Origin of the sequence: Streptomyces sp. ActVer, assembly GCF_027270795.1 — a bacterium.
Classification (GTDB): domain Bacteria; phylum Actinomycetota; class Actinomycetes; order Streptomycetales; family Streptomycetaceae; genus Streptomyces; species Streptomyces umbrinus_A.
The window spans coordinates 32,606-49,239 of the sequence record NZ_JAPWHT010000020.1; the positions used below are offsets into that span (position 1 = coordinate 32,606).

The 16,634-nt window shown below is 70.5% G+C and carries 12 protein-coding genes; 9 read left to right on the top strand and 3 right to left on the bottom strand.

From position 1 onward, the window contains the following. The first annotated feature begins 44 nt into the window (after positions 1-44). Both O3Q52_RS05705 and O3Q52_RS05710 read left to right on the top strand, forming a co-directional pair. Positions 45-1,463, top strand: a complete 1,419-nt coding sequence (locus tag O3Q52_RS05705; protein ID WP_269647689.1) for a DUF234 domain-containing protein — start codon at positions 45-47, stop codon at positions 1,461-1,463. A 147-nt stretch (positions 1,464-1,610) separates the two neighbouring features. Further along, positions 1,611-2,867 carry a DUF234 domain-containing protein gene (locus O3Q52_RS05710; protein ID WP_269647690.1) on the top strand — a complete coding sequence of 419 codons (1,257 nt, stop codon included), beginning with the start codon at positions 1,611-1,613 and terminating at the stop codon, positions 2,865-2,867. A gap of 22 nt (positions 2,868-2,889) precedes the next feature. Here the strand turns inward: O3Q52_RS05710 and O3Q52_RS05715 are convergent, their stop codons facing one another. Then, positions 2,890-4,179 carry a serine hydrolase gene (locus O3Q52_RS05715; RefSeq protein WP_269647691.1) on the bottom strand — a complete coding sequence of 430 codons (1,290 nt, stop codon included), beginning with the start codon at positions 4,177-4,179 and terminating at the stop codon, positions 2,890-2,892. Positions 4,180-4,393: 214 nt separating this feature from the next. After that, positions 4,394-6,781 (bottom strand): hypothetical protein, encoded by a 2,388-nt coding sequence (locus O3Q52_RS05720; RefSeq protein ID WP_269647692.1) that lies wholly within the window; start codon positions 6,779-6,781, stop codon positions 4,394-4,396. A gap of 158 nt (positions 6,782-6,939) precedes the next feature. Here O3Q52_RS05720 and O3Q52_RS05725 point away from each other — a divergent pair, with 158 nt between their 5' ends. Both O3Q52_RS05725 and O3Q52_RS05730 read left to right on the top strand, forming a co-directional pair. Next, positions 6,940-7,548 carry a rhomboid family intramembrane serine protease gene (locus tag O3Q52_RS05725; protein ID WP_269647693.1) on the top strand — a complete coding sequence of 203 codons (609 nt, stop codon included), beginning with the start codon at positions 6,940-6,942 and terminating at the stop codon, positions 7,546-7,548. Positions 7,549-7,663: 115 nt separating this feature from the next. Continuing rightward, positions 7,664-9,883, top strand: a complete 2,220-nt coding sequence (locus tag O3Q52_RS05730; RefSeq protein WP_269647704.1) for a DEAD/DEAH box helicase — start codon at positions 7,664-7,666, stop codon at positions 9,881-9,883. 169 nt (positions 9,884-10,052) lie between these two features. On the opposite strand, the gene O3Q52_RS05735 is transcribed toward O3Q52_RS05730, so the two are convergent. After that, the gene (locus tag O3Q52_RS05735; protein WP_269647694.1) at positions 10,053-11,159 is read right to left on the bottom strand and encodes a threonine synthase; all 1,107 of its coding nucleotides are present in this window, start codon (positions 11,157-11,159) and stop codon (positions 10,053-10,055) included. Between the two features lie 226 nt (positions 11,160-11,385). Here O3Q52_RS05735 and O3Q52_RS05740 point away from each other — a divergent pair, with 226 nt between their 5' ends. The 5 genes from O3Q52_RS05740 to O3Q52_RS05760 all read left to right on the top strand — a co-directional run. After that, positions 11,386-12,999 (top strand): S8 family peptidase, encoded by a 1,614-nt coding sequence (locus tag O3Q52_RS05740; RefSeq protein WP_269647695.1) that lies wholly within the window; start codon positions 11,386-11,388, stop codon positions 12,997-12,999. Positions 13,000-13,490: 491 nt separating this feature from the next. Then, a complete protein-coding gene (locus tag O3Q52_RS05745) occupies positions 13,491-14,756 on the top strand; it encodes a DUF4190 domain-containing protein (protein WP_269647696.1) in 1,266 nt (421 codons plus the stop codon). A gap of 147 nt (positions 14,757-14,903) precedes the next feature. Continuing rightward, complete coding sequence (locus O3Q52_RS05750) at positions 14,904-15,656, top strand: GntR family transcriptional regulator (RefSeq protein ID WP_055618616.1); 753 nt, start codon at positions 14,904-14,906, stop codon at positions 15,654-15,656. 372 nt (positions 15,657-16,028) lie between these two features. Further along, positions 16,029-16,211 (top strand): SPOR domain-containing protein, encoded by a 183-nt coding sequence (locus tag O3Q52_RS05755; protein WP_269647697.1) that lies wholly within the window; start codon positions 16,029-16,031, stop codon positions 16,209-16,211. Between the two features lie 42 nt (positions 16,212-16,253). Beyond that, positions 16,254-16,634 (top strand): (deoxy)nucleoside triphosphate pyrophosphohydrolase (locus tag O3Q52_RS05760; protein WP_269647698.1); only part of this gene is annotated, 381 nt, incomplete at its 3' end.

Sequence of the window (16,634 nt, forward strand, 5' to 3'; positions counted from 1 at the left end):
GTTACTAACGTTATTGTTAGTCTCGTGTGCGGAGGTCGGCAGGCGTGGTGGAGTTTGTGGGGCGTCGGCAGGAGCTGGCGACGCTGGAGCGAGAGCTGCAGAAGGTGGCGGCAGGGGCCGGCGGGGAGCGGCCCGGTCGGTGCGTGATGTTGCGTGGGCGGCGGCGGGTGGGCAAGTCGCGACTGGTCGAGCGGTTTGCGGAGCGCTCCGGAGCGCCCTTCTTGTTCTATGCGGCGACCGGTGCATCCCCCAGGGATGATCTGGCACGGCTGGCCCGGGACGCCCGGGCATCGACGCTTCCGCTGGCGGGGCTGGTGGCTGCCGCGCGGCCGGAGAGCTGGGACGCCGCGTTCGATGTGCTGGCCGCGGCGCTGCCTGCCGACCGGGTGAGCGTGCTGGTCATCGATGAGGTGCCGTGCTTGATGGATGCCGATGGCGCCTTTGAGGGGATGCTGCAACGGGCCTGGGATCGGGTGCTGGAGACCAAGCCGGTGCTGCTGGTCCTCATTGGTTCCGATCTGTCGATGATGGAGGCCCTGAACAGCTACGGACGCCCGTTCCATCAGCGCGGCCGGGAGATGGTGCTCGGGCCGCTGAACCCCGCCGAGGTGGGGCACATGCTCGGGTTGGAACCGGCGGAAGCCTTCGACGCCGCGCTGGTCACCGGCGGGCTGCCGCTGATCTGTGCGGAGTGGCCGCGAGGCGCAGGGTTGTGGGACTTCCTCGGCGAGGCGCTGAGTGATCCGGTCTCGGCCCTGCTGGTGTCGGCCGAGCGCTCGCTGGCTGCCGAATTCCCTCCGCAGGCTCAGGCGCGTACGGTGCTGGCGGCCATCGGCAGCGGTGAGCGGACCTTCACCAGCATCGCCCGGGCAGCCGGCGGGATCGGGGCCACGCCACTGCAACGAGCTCTGGAGCTGCTTGCAGGCAAACGGATCGTCGCTGGGGAGCTGCCTGTATCGCTGCGTCCGTCGAAGGATCGCCGCTACCGAGTGACAGATCCCTACCTGCGGTTTTGGCTGCACCTGCTCGGCCCGTCCATGGAGGAGATCGAGCGTGGGCGGGGCGACCTGACCTTGGCGCGCATTCGGGAGAACTGGACCAGCTGGCGCGGCCGAGCCGTCGAGCCCCTTGTCCGCGAGGCCCTGGCGCGGATATTGCCCGATGAGACGCTGCCTGCGGCCCCTGCAGTGGGTGGCTACTGGACCCGTACCAACGACGTCGAGATCGATGTCGTCGGGGCGGATCGCGCACCCATTGCCAAGGAACTGCTCTTCGTCGGCTCCATCAAGTGGCTGGAGCAGTCGCCCTTCGACCGGCACGACTTGGCCGCCCTCCATCGACACCGGGCCGCGCTCACCGACGAACCCGTTCCGGTCGTGGCGGTCTCGCGCAGCGGCGTCGACTGCCCGGGCCTCGATGCCACCTACGGCCCCGGCGATTTGCTGACCGCCTGGCCGCTGTGAGTGGTGGCGTTCCACTTCAACAAGTGAGCGGTTGAGGCGGCTCCACGTTGAGGGCCCGGCGAACTCCCAGCTCAGACGGGGCCCGGCTCTTGTGATCGGTCGGCGGCGCCGTATGTGGTGTTTCAGGCGACCCGGGGGCGTAACCCTGTGACGGAGCGTGCGGACTTCGCCGCGACCCTCGCGCAGTCGTTGCTGCCGGGGGCGGAGCTGGTCGCCGGGCTTCAGGCGCAGGACTGGAACCAGGCCCTGCGTTCGCTGGCGGTCGCGGTGCCCGACGACTCGCCCAGCATCGCGGTGATCGACGAGGTGCCCTGGCTGGTCGAGCAGGATCAGGAGTTCGAGGGTGCGCTTCAGACCGTCTGGGACCGGCACCTGTCCGCCAAGCCCGTGCTTCTGGTGCTGGTCGGCAGCGACACGTCGGTGATGGAGGCGTTGCAGTCGTACGGGCGACCGTTCTTCGGGCGGGCGGCGAGGATGACCGTCCAGCCGCTGAACCTCGCCGATGTGCGGGCCATGACCGAGCTCGACGCGGCCGGGGCCGTCGACGCCCAGTTGATCACCGGCGGGTTCCCCGAGATCGTGCAGTCGTGGCGGCCGGGTATGGGACGTACGGACTTTCTGCGGGCCTCGGTCGCCAATCCGCTCTCGCCCCTGCTGGTGGCCGGCGAGCTGTCCCTGCTGGGTGAGTTTCCCGAGGCCTCGCACTCGCGGGCCGTACTGGAAGCGGTCGGCAGCGGTGAGCGTACGTTCAGCGCCATCGCGGCCCAGGCCGGCGGCGCCGGCGCACTGCCGTCCGGCACGCTCTCCCCGCTGCTGGCCACGCTGCAGGCCGAGCGGGCCCTGGCCGCCGACCTCCCCCTGTCCGCCAAGTCGGACAGCAAGAACAAGCGCTACCGGATCGCCGACCCGTATCTACGGTTCTGGCCGGCCTTCCTGGCACGCGCGATCCCGCTCATCGAGCGCGGCCGAGGCGACCTGGCGCTCGAACGCATCGAGCGGTCCTGGACCACTTGGCGCGGGCGGGCGGTCGAGCCGCTCGTCCGCGAGTCCCTGCTGCGTCTGATGCCCAACGACGAGTGGCCCGGGACCGAGGCCATCGGCGGTTGGTGGAACCGCCAGAACAACCCCGAGATCGATCTCGTCGGGGCGGACCGCGCGCCGGTGGCCCGGCAGGTGCACTTCGTCGGGTCGGTGAAGTGGCTGGAGACGCAGCCCTTCGGCCGCCATGACTACGACCCCTGGTACGCGACATGCTCGCCGTCCCCGGAACCACGACGGACACCCCACTGGTCGCGGTCTCCCGCTGTGGGGTGTCCGATGGCCTGCCGCTCACCGCGCACTGGGGGCCCGAGGACCTCGTACGGGCGTGGAGTACGGGTGTGCAGTAATGACGTGCAGTGCTGACGTGCCGTACTGACGTGGAGTGCTAGCGCGGCGGGACCGGGCGGTCGTAGATGTTCTTCGGGGTCACGATTTCGGTGATCTTCTGGGCGAGGACCGAGGACGGCTCCTTGCCCTCGTAGGAGATGTCCGTGTTGAGGAGGACCACCAGGGTGGCCTTCTTCGACGGCAGGTAGACGGTCACGCTCTCGTATCCGGGGATGGAGCCGTTGTGGCCGATCCAGCCGTCGGACTCGAAGATGCCGAGGCCGTAGTTCGTGCCGGGGAAACCGGTCGGCAGGGTCTTGAGCCGCTCCTTCTGGGTCTGCGGGCTGAGCAGCGTCCCGGTGGCGACGATCTTGGCCCAGCGGCGCAGGTCGTGCAGGTTCGAGATCATCGCCCCGGCCGCCCAGCCCCAGCTGGGGTTCCAGTCCGTGGAGTCCTCGACCTCGCCGCTCAGCGTCTGGTTGGTGTAGCCGCGCGGGTGCGGCTCGGGGAACTCGGCGTCCAGGGGGAACAGCGTGTCGCGCAGTCGGGCCGGGCGGAGCACCCGCTTGTCGATGAAGTCGACGAGGTTGTGACCGCTGACCTTCTCGATCACCAGGCCGAGGAGGACGAGGTTGCTGTTGGAGTACTGGAACTGCTTCCCCGGCTTGAAGGTGTTCTTGTGCTTGAAGCCGTACGCGAGCACCTCCCGCGGGGTGAACGAGCGGCCCGGGTCGCTCAGCAGATCGCGCTCGAAATCCGCGTCGGCGCTGTACGGGAACAGGCCGCTGCGCATCTCGGCGAGATGACGCAGCGTGATCCGCTTCCCGCCCGGCACTCCATGGATGTACTTGGAGATCGGGTCGTCCAGGCGGATCCGTCCGTCGTCGACGAGCTGGAGCAGCGCGGTGACCGTGAAGGTCTTGGTCTCGCTGCCGATCCGCATGTACGGGTCGGTGGTCATCGGCCGGCCGGTGGCGGTGTCGGCGACCCCGGTCGCGCGTACGTAGCTTCCCTTGCCCGGCATCCACAGTCCGACGATGACACCGGGGATGTCGGCCTTCCGGCGGACGTCCGCGATGGCCTTGTCCAGCCGGGCGGTCAGCTTGGGACCGAGACCGTTCGACGGGCACTCGTCCTTGTCGTGCCGGTCGCCGCCGCGCCCGTTGACACCGTGCGGGCCGGCGCCGTGCGGGGCGCCGCAGTGCCGGTTGCCGTCGTACGGGCCGCCGCCGTGCCGGTCGACGCCCGCAGCGTTGACCGCCGTGGCCGGAATCGCTGTCATCGGCGCCAGCACCGACGCCACGAGGAGCGCCGCGGTGAACAGCCGGCGGGAGGGGGTACGTCGCATGTGGGGGCGTCTCTTCCAGGTCAGTGGCTCGGACGGCAACGTCACCATCCGGACCCCTGGCGGAGGTCCCCGGTCCGGTAATCGTTCCGGCGAGTCCACTCGTTCGGCGCCACCCGGGATTCCGGGGCGGCGGCCTCGGCACGGGGCCCCGCGGGCCTCAAACGGGGCCGGTCCGGTCAGGGGGCGGCCCCCTTCGCGCCGGCGCGGGTGCCGGTCAGGGTGAGGGCGCGGGTGAGGGCGTGGGCCGGCGTGGAGCAGGTGGCGTCGGGGGAGTGGACGGGGGAGGGGCCGGCTCGGCGAGGGTGTCGAGGATGGCTCTGCGGACCGCCGCGATCCTGGGGTCCCGGCGGTATCCGTTGTGCCGCTCCAGGGGCCAGAAGACGGGCTGGGCGCGGGTGCGGGCATGCGACCGCCCGGTGTCGGGGTCCATCGGCGCCACCCCGTCCTTCCACTCCCGGTCCACGCCGCCGACATGGGTCGGGCCGGCCAGTACGTCGGTCTCGCGGTGGATGTTGACCCATGTCCTGAGCAGGCGAGTCCTGTCCGGGGCGCCGTCGTCCTCGCCGTCGCCGTCGTCCTCGTTGTGGACCAGGGCGTCGAGGGACTCGGCCGTGACATAGCCGGGGTAGTGGCGTGCGAACACGGCGCCGATCGGGCTTCCCGTGGTCAACAGGCCGATCCGTGGACGCAGTTCGGGCGGAATCTGCCACAGCGCGGCCACGGCGATCACCGACCCCATGGACTGCGCGTGCAGCAGTATCCGCGTACGGCTGTCGGAGTCGAGCAGATGCTCGATGCGGTGCACGAGTTCGGGCACGGTCCGTACGGTCCAGGCCGCCGGGGCGAAAGGGTGCGCGGCGCGCGGCCAGAACACGCCGAAGGCCCAGGCGATGCCCGTGTTCCTGCGCATCTCGGGGCGGAGCGCGACGGCCCGTACGGCGAGCACGGCGACCGCCACGAGGGCGATCAGGGCGAGGGCGCCGAGGGTGGTGAGCTGCTTGACCGTGTCGTTCGTGGTCCGGCGGACGCTCGTCGTCAGGGAACCGTCGCCCACCCAGTTCGCCAGGTACAGGGTGAGGACCAGGGCCACGATGAGGGAGGCCAGCGCGGCGAGGCCCTGGTCGTACCAGTTCAGGCCGTCCTCTCCCACGTTCCGGGCCCAGTTGATCTCGCTGCGGTGCCTCCTGTCCTCCTTCTCCTCCGCCGGATGTGCCGCGGCCGCCGGCCTGCGCTTCCACAGTTTCCACAGGGCGTTGGCCCCGGCCGCGAGCCCGCCCAGCACCACCACCAGCGGGAAGGCCGCGGCGATCACCCGCACCGCCCTCGGGAGTTCGGTGGCGTACGGATCGCCGTCCGGGGTGAGCCAGCCCTGTACCCACAGGGAGAACGCCGCCGTATAGAGCCACCCGATGAAGCACGCCATCACCGCGACCACGGGCCCCAACAGCCCGTACAGGGACGTCCGTCCGGCACGGTCGCGGTCCCTGAGGCACATCACCAGACAGGCGACGACCATCAACAGCACGCCGACGCCCTGGGCGATCACGACGTCGTTGGCCTCCTCGCCCATTCCCGGCAGCATCCGGGAACTTCCGCGCGCCGCGCGCCAGTTCCGCTCGGGGAGCGCGCAGTAGAGCATGGCGGAGACCGTCACGCCGAGACACACGCCGAGGGTGGTGCGCCGGTGATTGGGCAGCCACCGCCTCGACCAGGCCACACTTCTGAACCAGGGCCCGTCGGCGACCATCAGCGCCGCCAGCACCAGAATCAGCACGAACAGCACCAGCCCGACGACCGTGCCGTCCCGGCGCAGGTCGTACTGGAGCCCCGGCACGATCACCAGCATCGCGACAGTGAGCAGTCCCGCACACCGATGCTGTGAAGTGAGGCCCTCGGCCCGCCAGTTGTACTCCCAGAAGCCGCGCACCTCCAGCGGCCGCCGCACCTTGCCGGTCTCCCGGGCCTGCCGCTTGTCCTCCCGGTCCAGGCGCCGGTACTCCTCGCCCTCCACGGTCTTCAGGACCGGCCGGTACTCCTTCTTGGCGTCCCGCGCGCTGAACGCCATCACCGCTCCGACGAGCAGCGGCACCACGGCCGCGAGCGTCAGCCCGATTCCCGTGCCCACGTCCCGTGCCGCCCCGACCAACGGGTTCTCCGCACCGCAGGCGGAGTGCGCGGGCGCCCCGCACTGCCACACGACCTGGTCCATGGCGGCCTGCCCGAACACGCCCACCAGCATCACCGTCAGCGACAGTCCGAGCAGCCGGGCCCCGAAGTCGTACAGCCAGCCCGACACCCTGCTGTGCCGCGGCAGCCGGGGCTGCATCCACGTCACCAGGTTGATCAGCAGAAAGGGCAGCAGGAGCAGCCACATCGCCCGGCCCGCGCCGCCGATCGTGAGCCGGTTCCAGTCGTACACCTGCCGTTCGACGAGGGGCCTGGCGTCGTCCTCCTCCACCGCTCCGTACCAGCCGGCGGCCTCGTCCCCGCTGATCCGGTGGACGACCGGTGGCTCCAGCGCCTCCGTGCGGTCCACCGGACCGATACCGGGCACGACCAGCTCGACCAGGCGCGTCTCCCGGGCCTGTGATCCGTTGTCCATGGCAGATCACAGTGAGGGCCATGGGCGCCCGCTCACAATGCGTAAAAAGTACGAGACCGAGAGTGGTCACCGTGATTCCGCTTCGCCCGGCCATGGGTGGGAACCGGGCGGAGCCTTCCGTGCGTTGAGGAGTACACGAGGAAAGCCAGGAGGTTCTCATGGCGTACGGGCCGTACGGCGTGGCAGTTCCCGCTCCGGCATCGCGCGGTGAGCGGGTCAAGAACGCGGCCCTGCTGGTGGGCGGCTGGGTCGCCCTGCTCTGGGTGCTCGAAGCCGTCGACGTGGCGACCGGCCACGCCCTGGACACGTTCGGCATCACGCCGCGCGAGTTCGGCGAGCTGCGGGACATCGTGCCCGCCGCCTTCGTGCACTTCGGCTGGGACCATCTCGCCGCGAACAGTGTGCCGTTGCTGCTCCTCGGCTTCCTGGCCGCGCTGTCCGGGATCCGCCGCTTCCTCGCCGTCGTCACCGTGACGATCCTCGTCAGCGGCCTGGGCGTCTGGCTCACCGCGTCCGAACACTCCATAACCGCGGGCGCGTCGGGCGTCGTCTTCGGTCTCTTCGGCTATCTGCTGGTCCGCGGCTTCGTGGACCGCCGGATCGGTGACGTGGTCACAGGGCTCGTCGTCGGCGCGGTCTACGGCTCGATCCTGTGGGGCGTACTGCCGACGACGGCCGGAGTCAGCTGGCAGGGGCATCTCTTCGGCCTCATCGGCGGGGTGGCCTCGGCGTTCGTGTTCCGCCGTCCTCGCGAGGCCCGCGCATAGCCGAGGTGCCTCGGCGGACCGGGCGGGTGATCGGCCCGCCCGTCGTCCGGCCCGGCTGTCGGTCCCCCGTGGAAGGATGTCCGCTCATCGCGGCGTACGGCACACGAGGGGCGTCATGGCGGAGGGTGAGGGGGCGGTCGACAGCCCCGTACCGGTGGGGCGGAAGACCCGTACGGTCGTCGGGCGGGGCGAGCGGCTGCGCGGGCTCGCGCGAGGAGTGCTCGACGATCACGCCCGGGCCGTCGGTCAGGTGCGTACGGCCCTCGCGCCGGTCCTCGCCGAGCTGGTCGCCCAGGAGCTTGAGGGCATCCCGGTCTCGCGCCTGAAGGACGTCACCGAGGGGCGGCTCAGGCTCGGGGCCCTTGAGGCGGCGGGGCTCGGATCGGTGCGCGCCGTGTTCGACGCGAGCCGGTACGAGCTGCGGCAGATACCGGGCGTCGGAGCCCAGACCGCCGACCAGGCGCTCGCCGCCGCCCGGCAGATCGCCCGCGCGGTCGAGGAGACCGTGTCCGTACGGATCGACGTCGACCACCCCGAACCGCGGACCACCGCCCTCGTCATCGCGCTGCGCCGGCTCGTCGAGGCCGGACCCGAACTGCGCCGGGCCGTGGACGCCGCCACGGAGCTCGACCGCAGGTTCAGGACGCTTCTGGAGGCGGCCCGTCCGGCCACCGGGCGGCTGCGGATGGCCCTCACGGGCAGGGCCAGGCGTGAGAGCGCCCTCGCCGCCGTCGCGGAACTCCGTGCGCTGACGGGCGACGCCGTTGCCAAGGGCGTACCGATGCTGCTCACGCAGGCATCCACCGACCTGCTGCGGGAGTCCGCGTCCGACGCCGAGGCGTGGGTGGACTTCGAGCTGCGGTCCCCGGAGTACTACAGCCAGCTCGCCGAGATCGCCGGGAGCGCGCCCGACGTCGAGGCCGCCGAGGGGTTCCTGCCCGCCGAGGTCGCGGACCGGGTGCACGCGCAGGGGCTCGACGACACGCACCGGCGGGTCTCGCTCCGCGGGTACCAGTCCTTCGGTGCGCGGTTCGCGCTCGCCCAGCGCCGGGTGGTCCTCGGCGACGAGATGGGGCTCGGCAAGACCGTCCAGGCCATCGCCGTGCTCGCGCATCTCGCAGCCGACGGTCACAAGCACTTCCTGGTGGTGTGCCCGGCGAGCGTACTGATCAACTGGACGCGCGAGATCCGCTCCCGCAGCACCCTGCGCGCGGTGCCCGTGCACGGACCCGACCGGCAGGACGCGTACGCCGAGTGGCGCGAGCGAGGCGGCGTCGCGGTCACCACCTTCGACGTGCTGCACAGCCTGCCGGACCCGGACCCGGCGAAGGGCGCGCGGGGTGCGAGGGGCCAGGCCGGGATCGCCGCCGCCCCCGTCGCGCTCGTCGTCGACGAGGCCCACTACGTCAAGAACCCCGACGCCCGTCGCTCCCGGGCCGTCGCGCGCTGGACCGACCGGTGCGAGCGCGTCCTGTTCCTCACGGGTACGCCGATGGAGAACCGCGTCGAGGAGTTCCGCACCCTCGTCCGCTACCTCCAGCCCGAGCTGGTGCCGAAGATCCAGGGCAGCGACGCCGTCGCGGGACCGCACACGTTCCGCAGATCCGTCGCCCCCGCCTATCTGCGGCGCAACCAGCAGGACGTGCTCACCGAGCTGCCCGCGCTCGTCCAGGTCGACGAGTGGGAGGAGTTCAGCGCCGCCGACCAGGACGCCTACCGCGAGGCGGTCGCCGCCGGGAACTTCATGGCGATGCGCAGAGCCGCGTACGCGGACGCCGAGAAGTCGGCGAAGCTCCAGCGGCTGCGCGAGCTCGTCGCGGAGGCTGCCGTGAACGACCTGAAGGTGGTCGTCTTCTCCTACTTCCGGGACGTCCTCGCCACCGTCCAACAGGCCGTCGGCGAAGGGGTGTTGGGGCCGCTGGCCGGTGGGGTGCCCGCCACCCGGCGACAGCAGCTCGTCGACGAGTTCACGTCCGCGCCCGGGCACGCCGTGCTGCTCTGTCAGATCGAGGCCGGCGGTGTCGGACTCAACCTCCAGGCGGCGTCCGTCGTGATCCTCTGCGAGCCGCAGGTCAAGCCGACCCTGGAGCACCAGGCCGTCGCCCGCGCCCACCGCATGGGTCAGGTCCGCTCCGTCCAGGTGCACCGGCTGCTCGCCACGGACAGCGTGGACGACCGGCTGTTGCGGATCCTGGAGAGCAAGTCCCGTCTCTTCGACGCGTATGCCCGGCGCAGCGATGTCGCCGAGGCGACGCCGGATGCGGTTGATGTGTCGGACGGGACGACTGCTCGGCGGATTGTGGAGGAGGAGCAGGAGCGGTTGGCTGCGGGGTGATCCAGGGGGCCGGAGGTTGATCTTCGTGTGCGGGTGAGTGGGGGCTGAGCGCGCAGTTCCCCGCGCCCCTAAAAGATGAAAGACGGGGGCGCAGCCCCGTTTTTCAGGGGCGCGGGGAACTGCGCGACCAGCCCCCACTCACTCGCACTGGAGTCACGACCCGAAGCCCCTACGAATGTGCGAGGCCCGTTTTCAAGCCGGCGCCGCACAGCGGGACGACAGCCGTACGGGCGCCCAGCGCCCCATCCCGTACAGCCGCCCAGCACGCCACCCCCGTCGACTCCACGTACAGGCCCTGGGAGGCCAGGTCTCTCTGGGCGTGGCGGAGTTGGTCCTCCGTGACGGTGAGGAAGGTGCCGCCGGACTCCCGGACCGCGCGCAGGATCTGCCGGGCCCGGGGCGGCCGGGGGATGGCGATGCCCTCGGCGAACGTGGGGGCCGCCGGGGTGACCCCGACCAGGTCGTCGGCGCCCTCGTGCCAGGCGTGGGCGAGCGGGGCGACGGCGGCGGACTGGACCGCGTACAGGGCGGGCCGGCGGTCGATCATTCCCGCCGCGTGCAGCTCGGCGATCGCGAGGGACGCGCCGAGCAGGAGCGTGCCGTTGCCGACGGGGACGACGATCACGTCGGGGAGCCGCCCGCCGAGGTCCTCCCACAGCTCGTGGACGTACGTCTTCGTGCCGTGCAGGAAGTACGGGTTGAAGACATGCGAGGCGTAGAACGTGCCGTCCTCGTCCGCCGCCTCCCGGGCCGCCCGCGCGGCCGCCTCCCGGTCGCCCGGGACGACTTCGAGGCGGGCCCCGTGCGCCCCGATCTGCTCCAGCTTCTTCGCGGAGGTGCCGTCGGGTACGTAGACCGTGCAGGGCAGTTGGGCCCTGGCGCAGTAAGCGGCGACCGCCGTGCCCGCGTTGCCGCTGCTGTCCGCGACGACCCGGCCCGGCCGCAGCCGCAGGGCCAGTTCGGCGAGCAGGACGGCCCCGCGGTCCTTGAAGGAGAGCGTCGGCATCAGGAAGTCCAGCTTGGCCGAGACGCCGTCCTTGAGCGGGACCAGCGGGGTGCGGCCCTCGCCGAGCGACACCGACGGGGACGACAGGGGCAGGCACTCCGCGTACCGCCAGAGTGAATTCACCCTGCCCGCCAGGGACTTGAGAGAGGCGGGCGTGGGCGCGAAGTCCAGGTCGAGCGGGCCGCGGCAGACCGGACAGCACCACGCGAGCGAACCCATGGGGACGCGCGTGCCGTCCACCGGGCAGAAACAATCCGGCAAGGGAGTCATGTCGGCAGGTTAGATGCACCGATTGGTGACGGAGTGTCATGACTGGCATATGGCACCTGCGTTACGTCTGTGCAGGACTCTTGTGCAATTCCTGTGGAAGCCGCAATCTTTCGGCTGAGCGCAGGGCGAACCGGCCAGTTCGTTGACATGACCCTGACGTCTTCCTGTGCGTACGACCGCACCACCCCCCACCACCAGCGCACCACCGATTGAGGAGGATCCTCAGATGGCAGTGATGCGTCATGCCCGGCGAAGACTCGCCGGTATCGCCGGATTCACCGGTATCAGCCGACTCACCGGTATCGCGGGCATCGGTACGGCGGCCCTCGTCGCCGGTCTCGTCTCCGCCCTCCCGGCGCAGGCCGCCGCGGGCCCCGAAGGCCGGATCCAGTACGCCGGCGCGCCCGACACGATCGCGAACAGCTACATCGTGATGCTCCACGCGGACGCCGCGAAGTCCGGCTCGGCGGAGGGCAGGGCCCTCGCGAAGGAGTACGGCGCCACGATCGAGCGTACGTACAAGAAGGCGCTGAACGGTTACGCCGTCGAGGCCACCGAGGCCGAGGCGAAGAGGTTCGCCGCCGACCCGGCCGTCGCCTCCGTCGTCCAGAACCGCGTGTTCTCCATCGAGACGACCCAGCCCAACCCGCCCTCCTGGGGTCTGGACCGCATCGACCAGACGGCCCTCCCGCTCAACCAGAGCTACACCTACGACGACACCGCCGGCGAGGGCGTCACCGCCTACGTCATCGACACCGGTGTCCGCATCACACACGCCGAATTCGGCGGCCGGGCCTCCTACGGCTACGACGCCGTCGACAACGACAACACCGCCCAGGACGGCCACGGCCACGGCACGCACGTCGCGGGCACGATCGCCGGGGCGTCGTACGGCGTCGCCAAGAAGGCGAAGATCGTCGGTGTCCGGGTCCTCAACAACGCGGGCTCGGGGACCACCGCCCAGGTCGTCGCGGGCATCGACTGGGTGACGACCAACGCCGTCAAGCCGGCCGTCGCCAACATGAGCCTCGGCGGGACCGTCGACACGGCGATCGACACCGCCGTACGCAACTCCATCGCCTCCGGTGTCGCCTACGCCGTAGCGGCCGGCAACGAGACGACGAACGCCTCGACCCGCTCACCCGCCCGCGTCACCGAGGCCATCACCGTCGGCGCCACCACCAGCACCGACGCCAAGGCCAGCTACTCCAACTACGGCACGGTCCTCGACCTCTTCGCCCCCGGCTCCTCCATCACCTCCGCCTGGGGCACGGGCGACACCGCGACCAACACCATCTCCGGTACGTCGATGGCGACCCCGCATGTCGCCGGGGCCGCCGCGCTCTATCTGGCCGACAACCCGACCGCGACGCCGGCCGCCGTCCAGACCGCGCTGGTCAACTCCGCCACCACCGGGGTCGTCACCAGCCCTGGTACGGGCTCGCCCAACCGTCTGCTGAAGGTCGGTGGCGGCGGTACGACTCCGCCGCCCACGGGTGATCTCTTCGAGAACACCGCGGACTACGCGATCGCCGACAACTCCACCGCGAACTCGCCTGTCACGGTGAGCGGCGTCACCGGCAACGCGCCCGCCGCGTTGAGCGTGCCCGTGAACATCGTCCACACCTACATCGGTGACCTTCAGGTCCAGTTGATCGCTCCCGACGGGACGGCCTACACGCTGAAGGCGTACGGGACCGGTGGCTCCACGGACAACATCAACACCACGTACACGGTGAACGCCTCGTCCGAGGTCGCCAACGGGACGTGGACGCTGCGGGTGAGTGACAACGCTTCCCTCGACACCGGGTACATCAACTCCTGGGGGCTGCAGTTCTGATCCGACCGACGGTTACGTGGCGTCGGCGGTAGCGGTTCGTAGGTAGTCCTTCTCCTCGCCCTCGTGGCACGGCTTCGGGTCCTCGACCTGGGCTGCCGCGGGGGCGAGGTGCGTTGGGTTTCGCCCCCGCCGCCCCTACCCGTCCCGTCCCTTGGGGCTGCCGCCCCCAGACCCCCGCATCGGCCTGAACGGCCTCGTCCTCAAACGCCGGACGGGCTGAAATCAGCCTCTCCGGCGTTTGAGGAGCGGGGGTTCGGGGGCTGGCCCCCGAAAGGGACGGTGGGGGTCCCCCCGCTCGAGCGAAGCCGAGAGTGGGGGAGGGTAGGGGCGGCGGGGGCGAAGAAATAGAGCCGCCGACCGAATCGTCGGGATCGTTCCCTGTGTTCCGTCGCTGTCCGGGCCGCGCTTACGATGCGCCCTGTCGTACGTCAGTTCCGCACCACCCGGACACGTCACCCGGACACAGCACTCGGACGAGGAGCACGGTACTAGTGGAGATACCCCCGCCCTCCGGGCCCCAGCACCCGCAGGGGCAGCCTCAGGGGCAACCCCAGGGGCCGTACCCGCCGCCGGGCCAGCCGCAGGGCCCGTACGGCGCGTACCCGGGCGGGCCGCAAGGTCCGGGTCCGGGACCGGGTCCGTACGGCTACCAGCCCTGGGGGCAGGGCTACTCCCCGTACAACAGCCCGGCCCCGGTCAACGGCCTGGCCATCGCCGCACTCGTGCTCGGCATCCTGTGCTTCCTCCCCCTGGTCGGCCTGATCCTCGGATTCTTCGCGCTTGCGCAGATCAGGAGGAAGGGCGAGCGCGGCAAGGGCATGGCGATCGCCGGGATGATCCTGTCGGGCATCGGCGCCGCGATCCTCGCGCTCGCGCTCGCCACCGGCGGAGCGGCCGAGTTCTGGGACGGCTTCCAGGAGGGGGCGCGCGAGGCGAGCGAGAACGGCGCCACCTTCTCCGTGGACGAGGGCGAGTGCTTCGATACGCCGGGCGGCTCGCTGGAAGGCATGGCGTACGACGTCGACACGGTGTCCTGCGACGAGGAGCACGACGGCGAGGTCTTCGCGAACTTCAGGATGGCGAGCGGCAGTTACCCCGGCGACAGCGAGATCACCGAGGCGGCCGACGAGAAGTGCTACACGCTCCAGTACGCCTACGCCATGGACACCTGGGCCATCCCGGACAACGTCGACATCTACTACTTCACACCGACCCGGGACAGCTGGAGCCTCGGTGACCGCGAGATCAGCTGCCTGTTCGGCAACGTGGACGAGAAGGGCAGCCTGACCGGCTCGCTGCGCCAGGACGAGACGACCCTCGACGCCGACCAGCTCACCTATCTGAAGGCGGCCCAGGTCCTCAACGAGGCCATGGACTCGGCGCCCGAGGAGGAGTACGTCGAGGACGACCTGCCCGGCCACAGGGAGTGGGCGACCAGGGTCTCGGCCGCCATCACCGAACAGCTCGGAATGCTGCGCGGCCACGACTGGCCCGCCGACGCGAAGGAGCCGGTCGCCGCGCTGGTCAAGGACCTGGACAAGGCGCAGGGGGAGTGGACGGCAGCGGCGAAGGCCGCCGACGCGGACGTCTTCTACGAGCACTACGACAAGGCGCTGGAACTCACCGACGCCAAGACGACGGTCACCACGCGCAAGGCTCTGGGCCTCGCCTCGACGCCGCCGGAGGCGTACGAGGACGACGGCGGTGAGGGCGCCGGTACGGGAGGCGGCTCAGGAGGCACCGGCGCAGAGGTGTGACGGCGGCCGTAGTGGGGAGAAAGTGCCTGCGTAAAGCCTTGAGCGGCCGCAAGTCATCACATCGAGTGATTCTCTGGCCTTCGCTTGCCTGGCACAACCCACGGTTGCCACCCTGTAGCTGTCTGTACAACCTGACGGGAGTGGCCAGTGACATTCGGTGAGCAGCCGGCGTATCTGCGCGTCGCAGGTGATCTTCGCAAGAAGATCGTCGACGGATCGCTGCCACCGCACACACGGCTCCCGTCACAGGCAAGAATCCGCGAGGAGTACGGCGTCTCGGACACGGTCGCGCTCGAGGCCCGCAAGGTCCTGATGGCCGAGGGTCTGGTCGAGGGCCGCTCCGGGTCCGGGACGTATGTGCGCGAACGTCCGGTGCCGCGCCGCGTCGCCCGCTCCGGGTACCGGCCGGACAGCGGGGCGACGCCGTTCCGCCAGGAGCAGGCCGACGTCTCCGCGCGCGGTACGTGGGAGTCGCACAGCGCTCAGGCCGAGGCGAGCGGTGCCATCGCCGAGCGGCTCGGCCTCCAGGCCGGCGACCGCGTGATGTGCACGAAGTACGTCTTCCGGGACGCGGGCGAGGCGATGATGCTCTCCACCTCCTGGGAGCCCCTCGCCGTCACGGGCCGCACACCGGTGATGCTTCCCGAGGAAGGTCCCCTGGGCGGCATGGGTGTCGTCGAGCGCATGGCCGCCATCGACGTGATCGTGGACAACGTCACGGAGGAGGTGGGCGCCCGTCCCGGCCTCGCAGAGGAGCTGTCGGCGCTGGGGGGCGTGCCCGGGCATGTGGTGGTCGTCATCCAGCGGACGTACTACGCGTCGGGGCGGCCGGTTGAGACGGCGGACGTGGTGGTGCCGGCGGACCGGTACCGGATCGCCTATCACCTGCCGGTGAAATAGCCGTAGCCGCCGTCCATGACTTGGGTCGGTTGCCGGCAACCGACCCAAGTCATGGGGTTGGCAACCGGCAACCGGCAACCGGCTGCCGGTTGGCGGGCGGTGCGGTGGAATCCGGTCGTTCTCCCGGGGGGTGATAGGAGCGGTCTCTGCGCTGTCGGTGGGAGCCCGAGGGGGATGAGGGGGCGTGTCCGTGAGGATGCGCCCCCTCGGTGCTGGCCGATTGCGTACCTCTCGGGCATCCCGCGCATACCTCTTTGTGAAAAGCCGTATTCGCTGCGTGAAGGTTAGGCGTAGGCTCGGGCATATGCGGATTGCGGTTTCCTTATGTGGCGGGGCAGGACGCGAGCCGGGGGCGGGGAGCGGAGGGGCGCGATGAACGACGGCACCATCACACTTCCCTGGCTCGTCATACGACAGGACGACAACGGCAATCGCTACCGCGTCGGCAGGTATGCGACGAGGGCCGAGGCCCAGAAGATCGCGGACAGCCTCGACGGCCGTGGGCACAAGCAGCTCTACTGGGTCGAGCGGATCGGGCAGAACGGCTCGAAGTGACGCGTGTGGGTGCGCCCGTGGGGCTCCCGTAGGCTCCGGCGCATGACCGAACGGATCGTGGTGGTGGGAGCCGCCGTGCTGAGTGACGGGTGTCTCCTTGCCGCGCGTCGCAGTGCGCCTGCGGAGTTGGCCGGGCGGTGGGAGTTGCCCGGGGGGAAGGTGGAGACCGGGGAGACTTCCGAGGCGGCGCTCGTGCGGGAGCTTCGGGAGGAGCTCGGGGTCGAGGCGGAGGTGCTTGCGCGGGTTCCGGGCGAGTGGCCTCTGAGGTCGCCGTACGCCCTCCAGGTGTGGACCGTTCGTCTTCTCCCCGGCTCGCTCGCGCCCAAGCCGCTCCAGGACCACGACGAGCTTCGCTGGTTGACCCCTGACGAGCTCTGGGACGTGGAGTGGCTGGAGCAGGATGTGGCGGCCGTGATGGAGGTC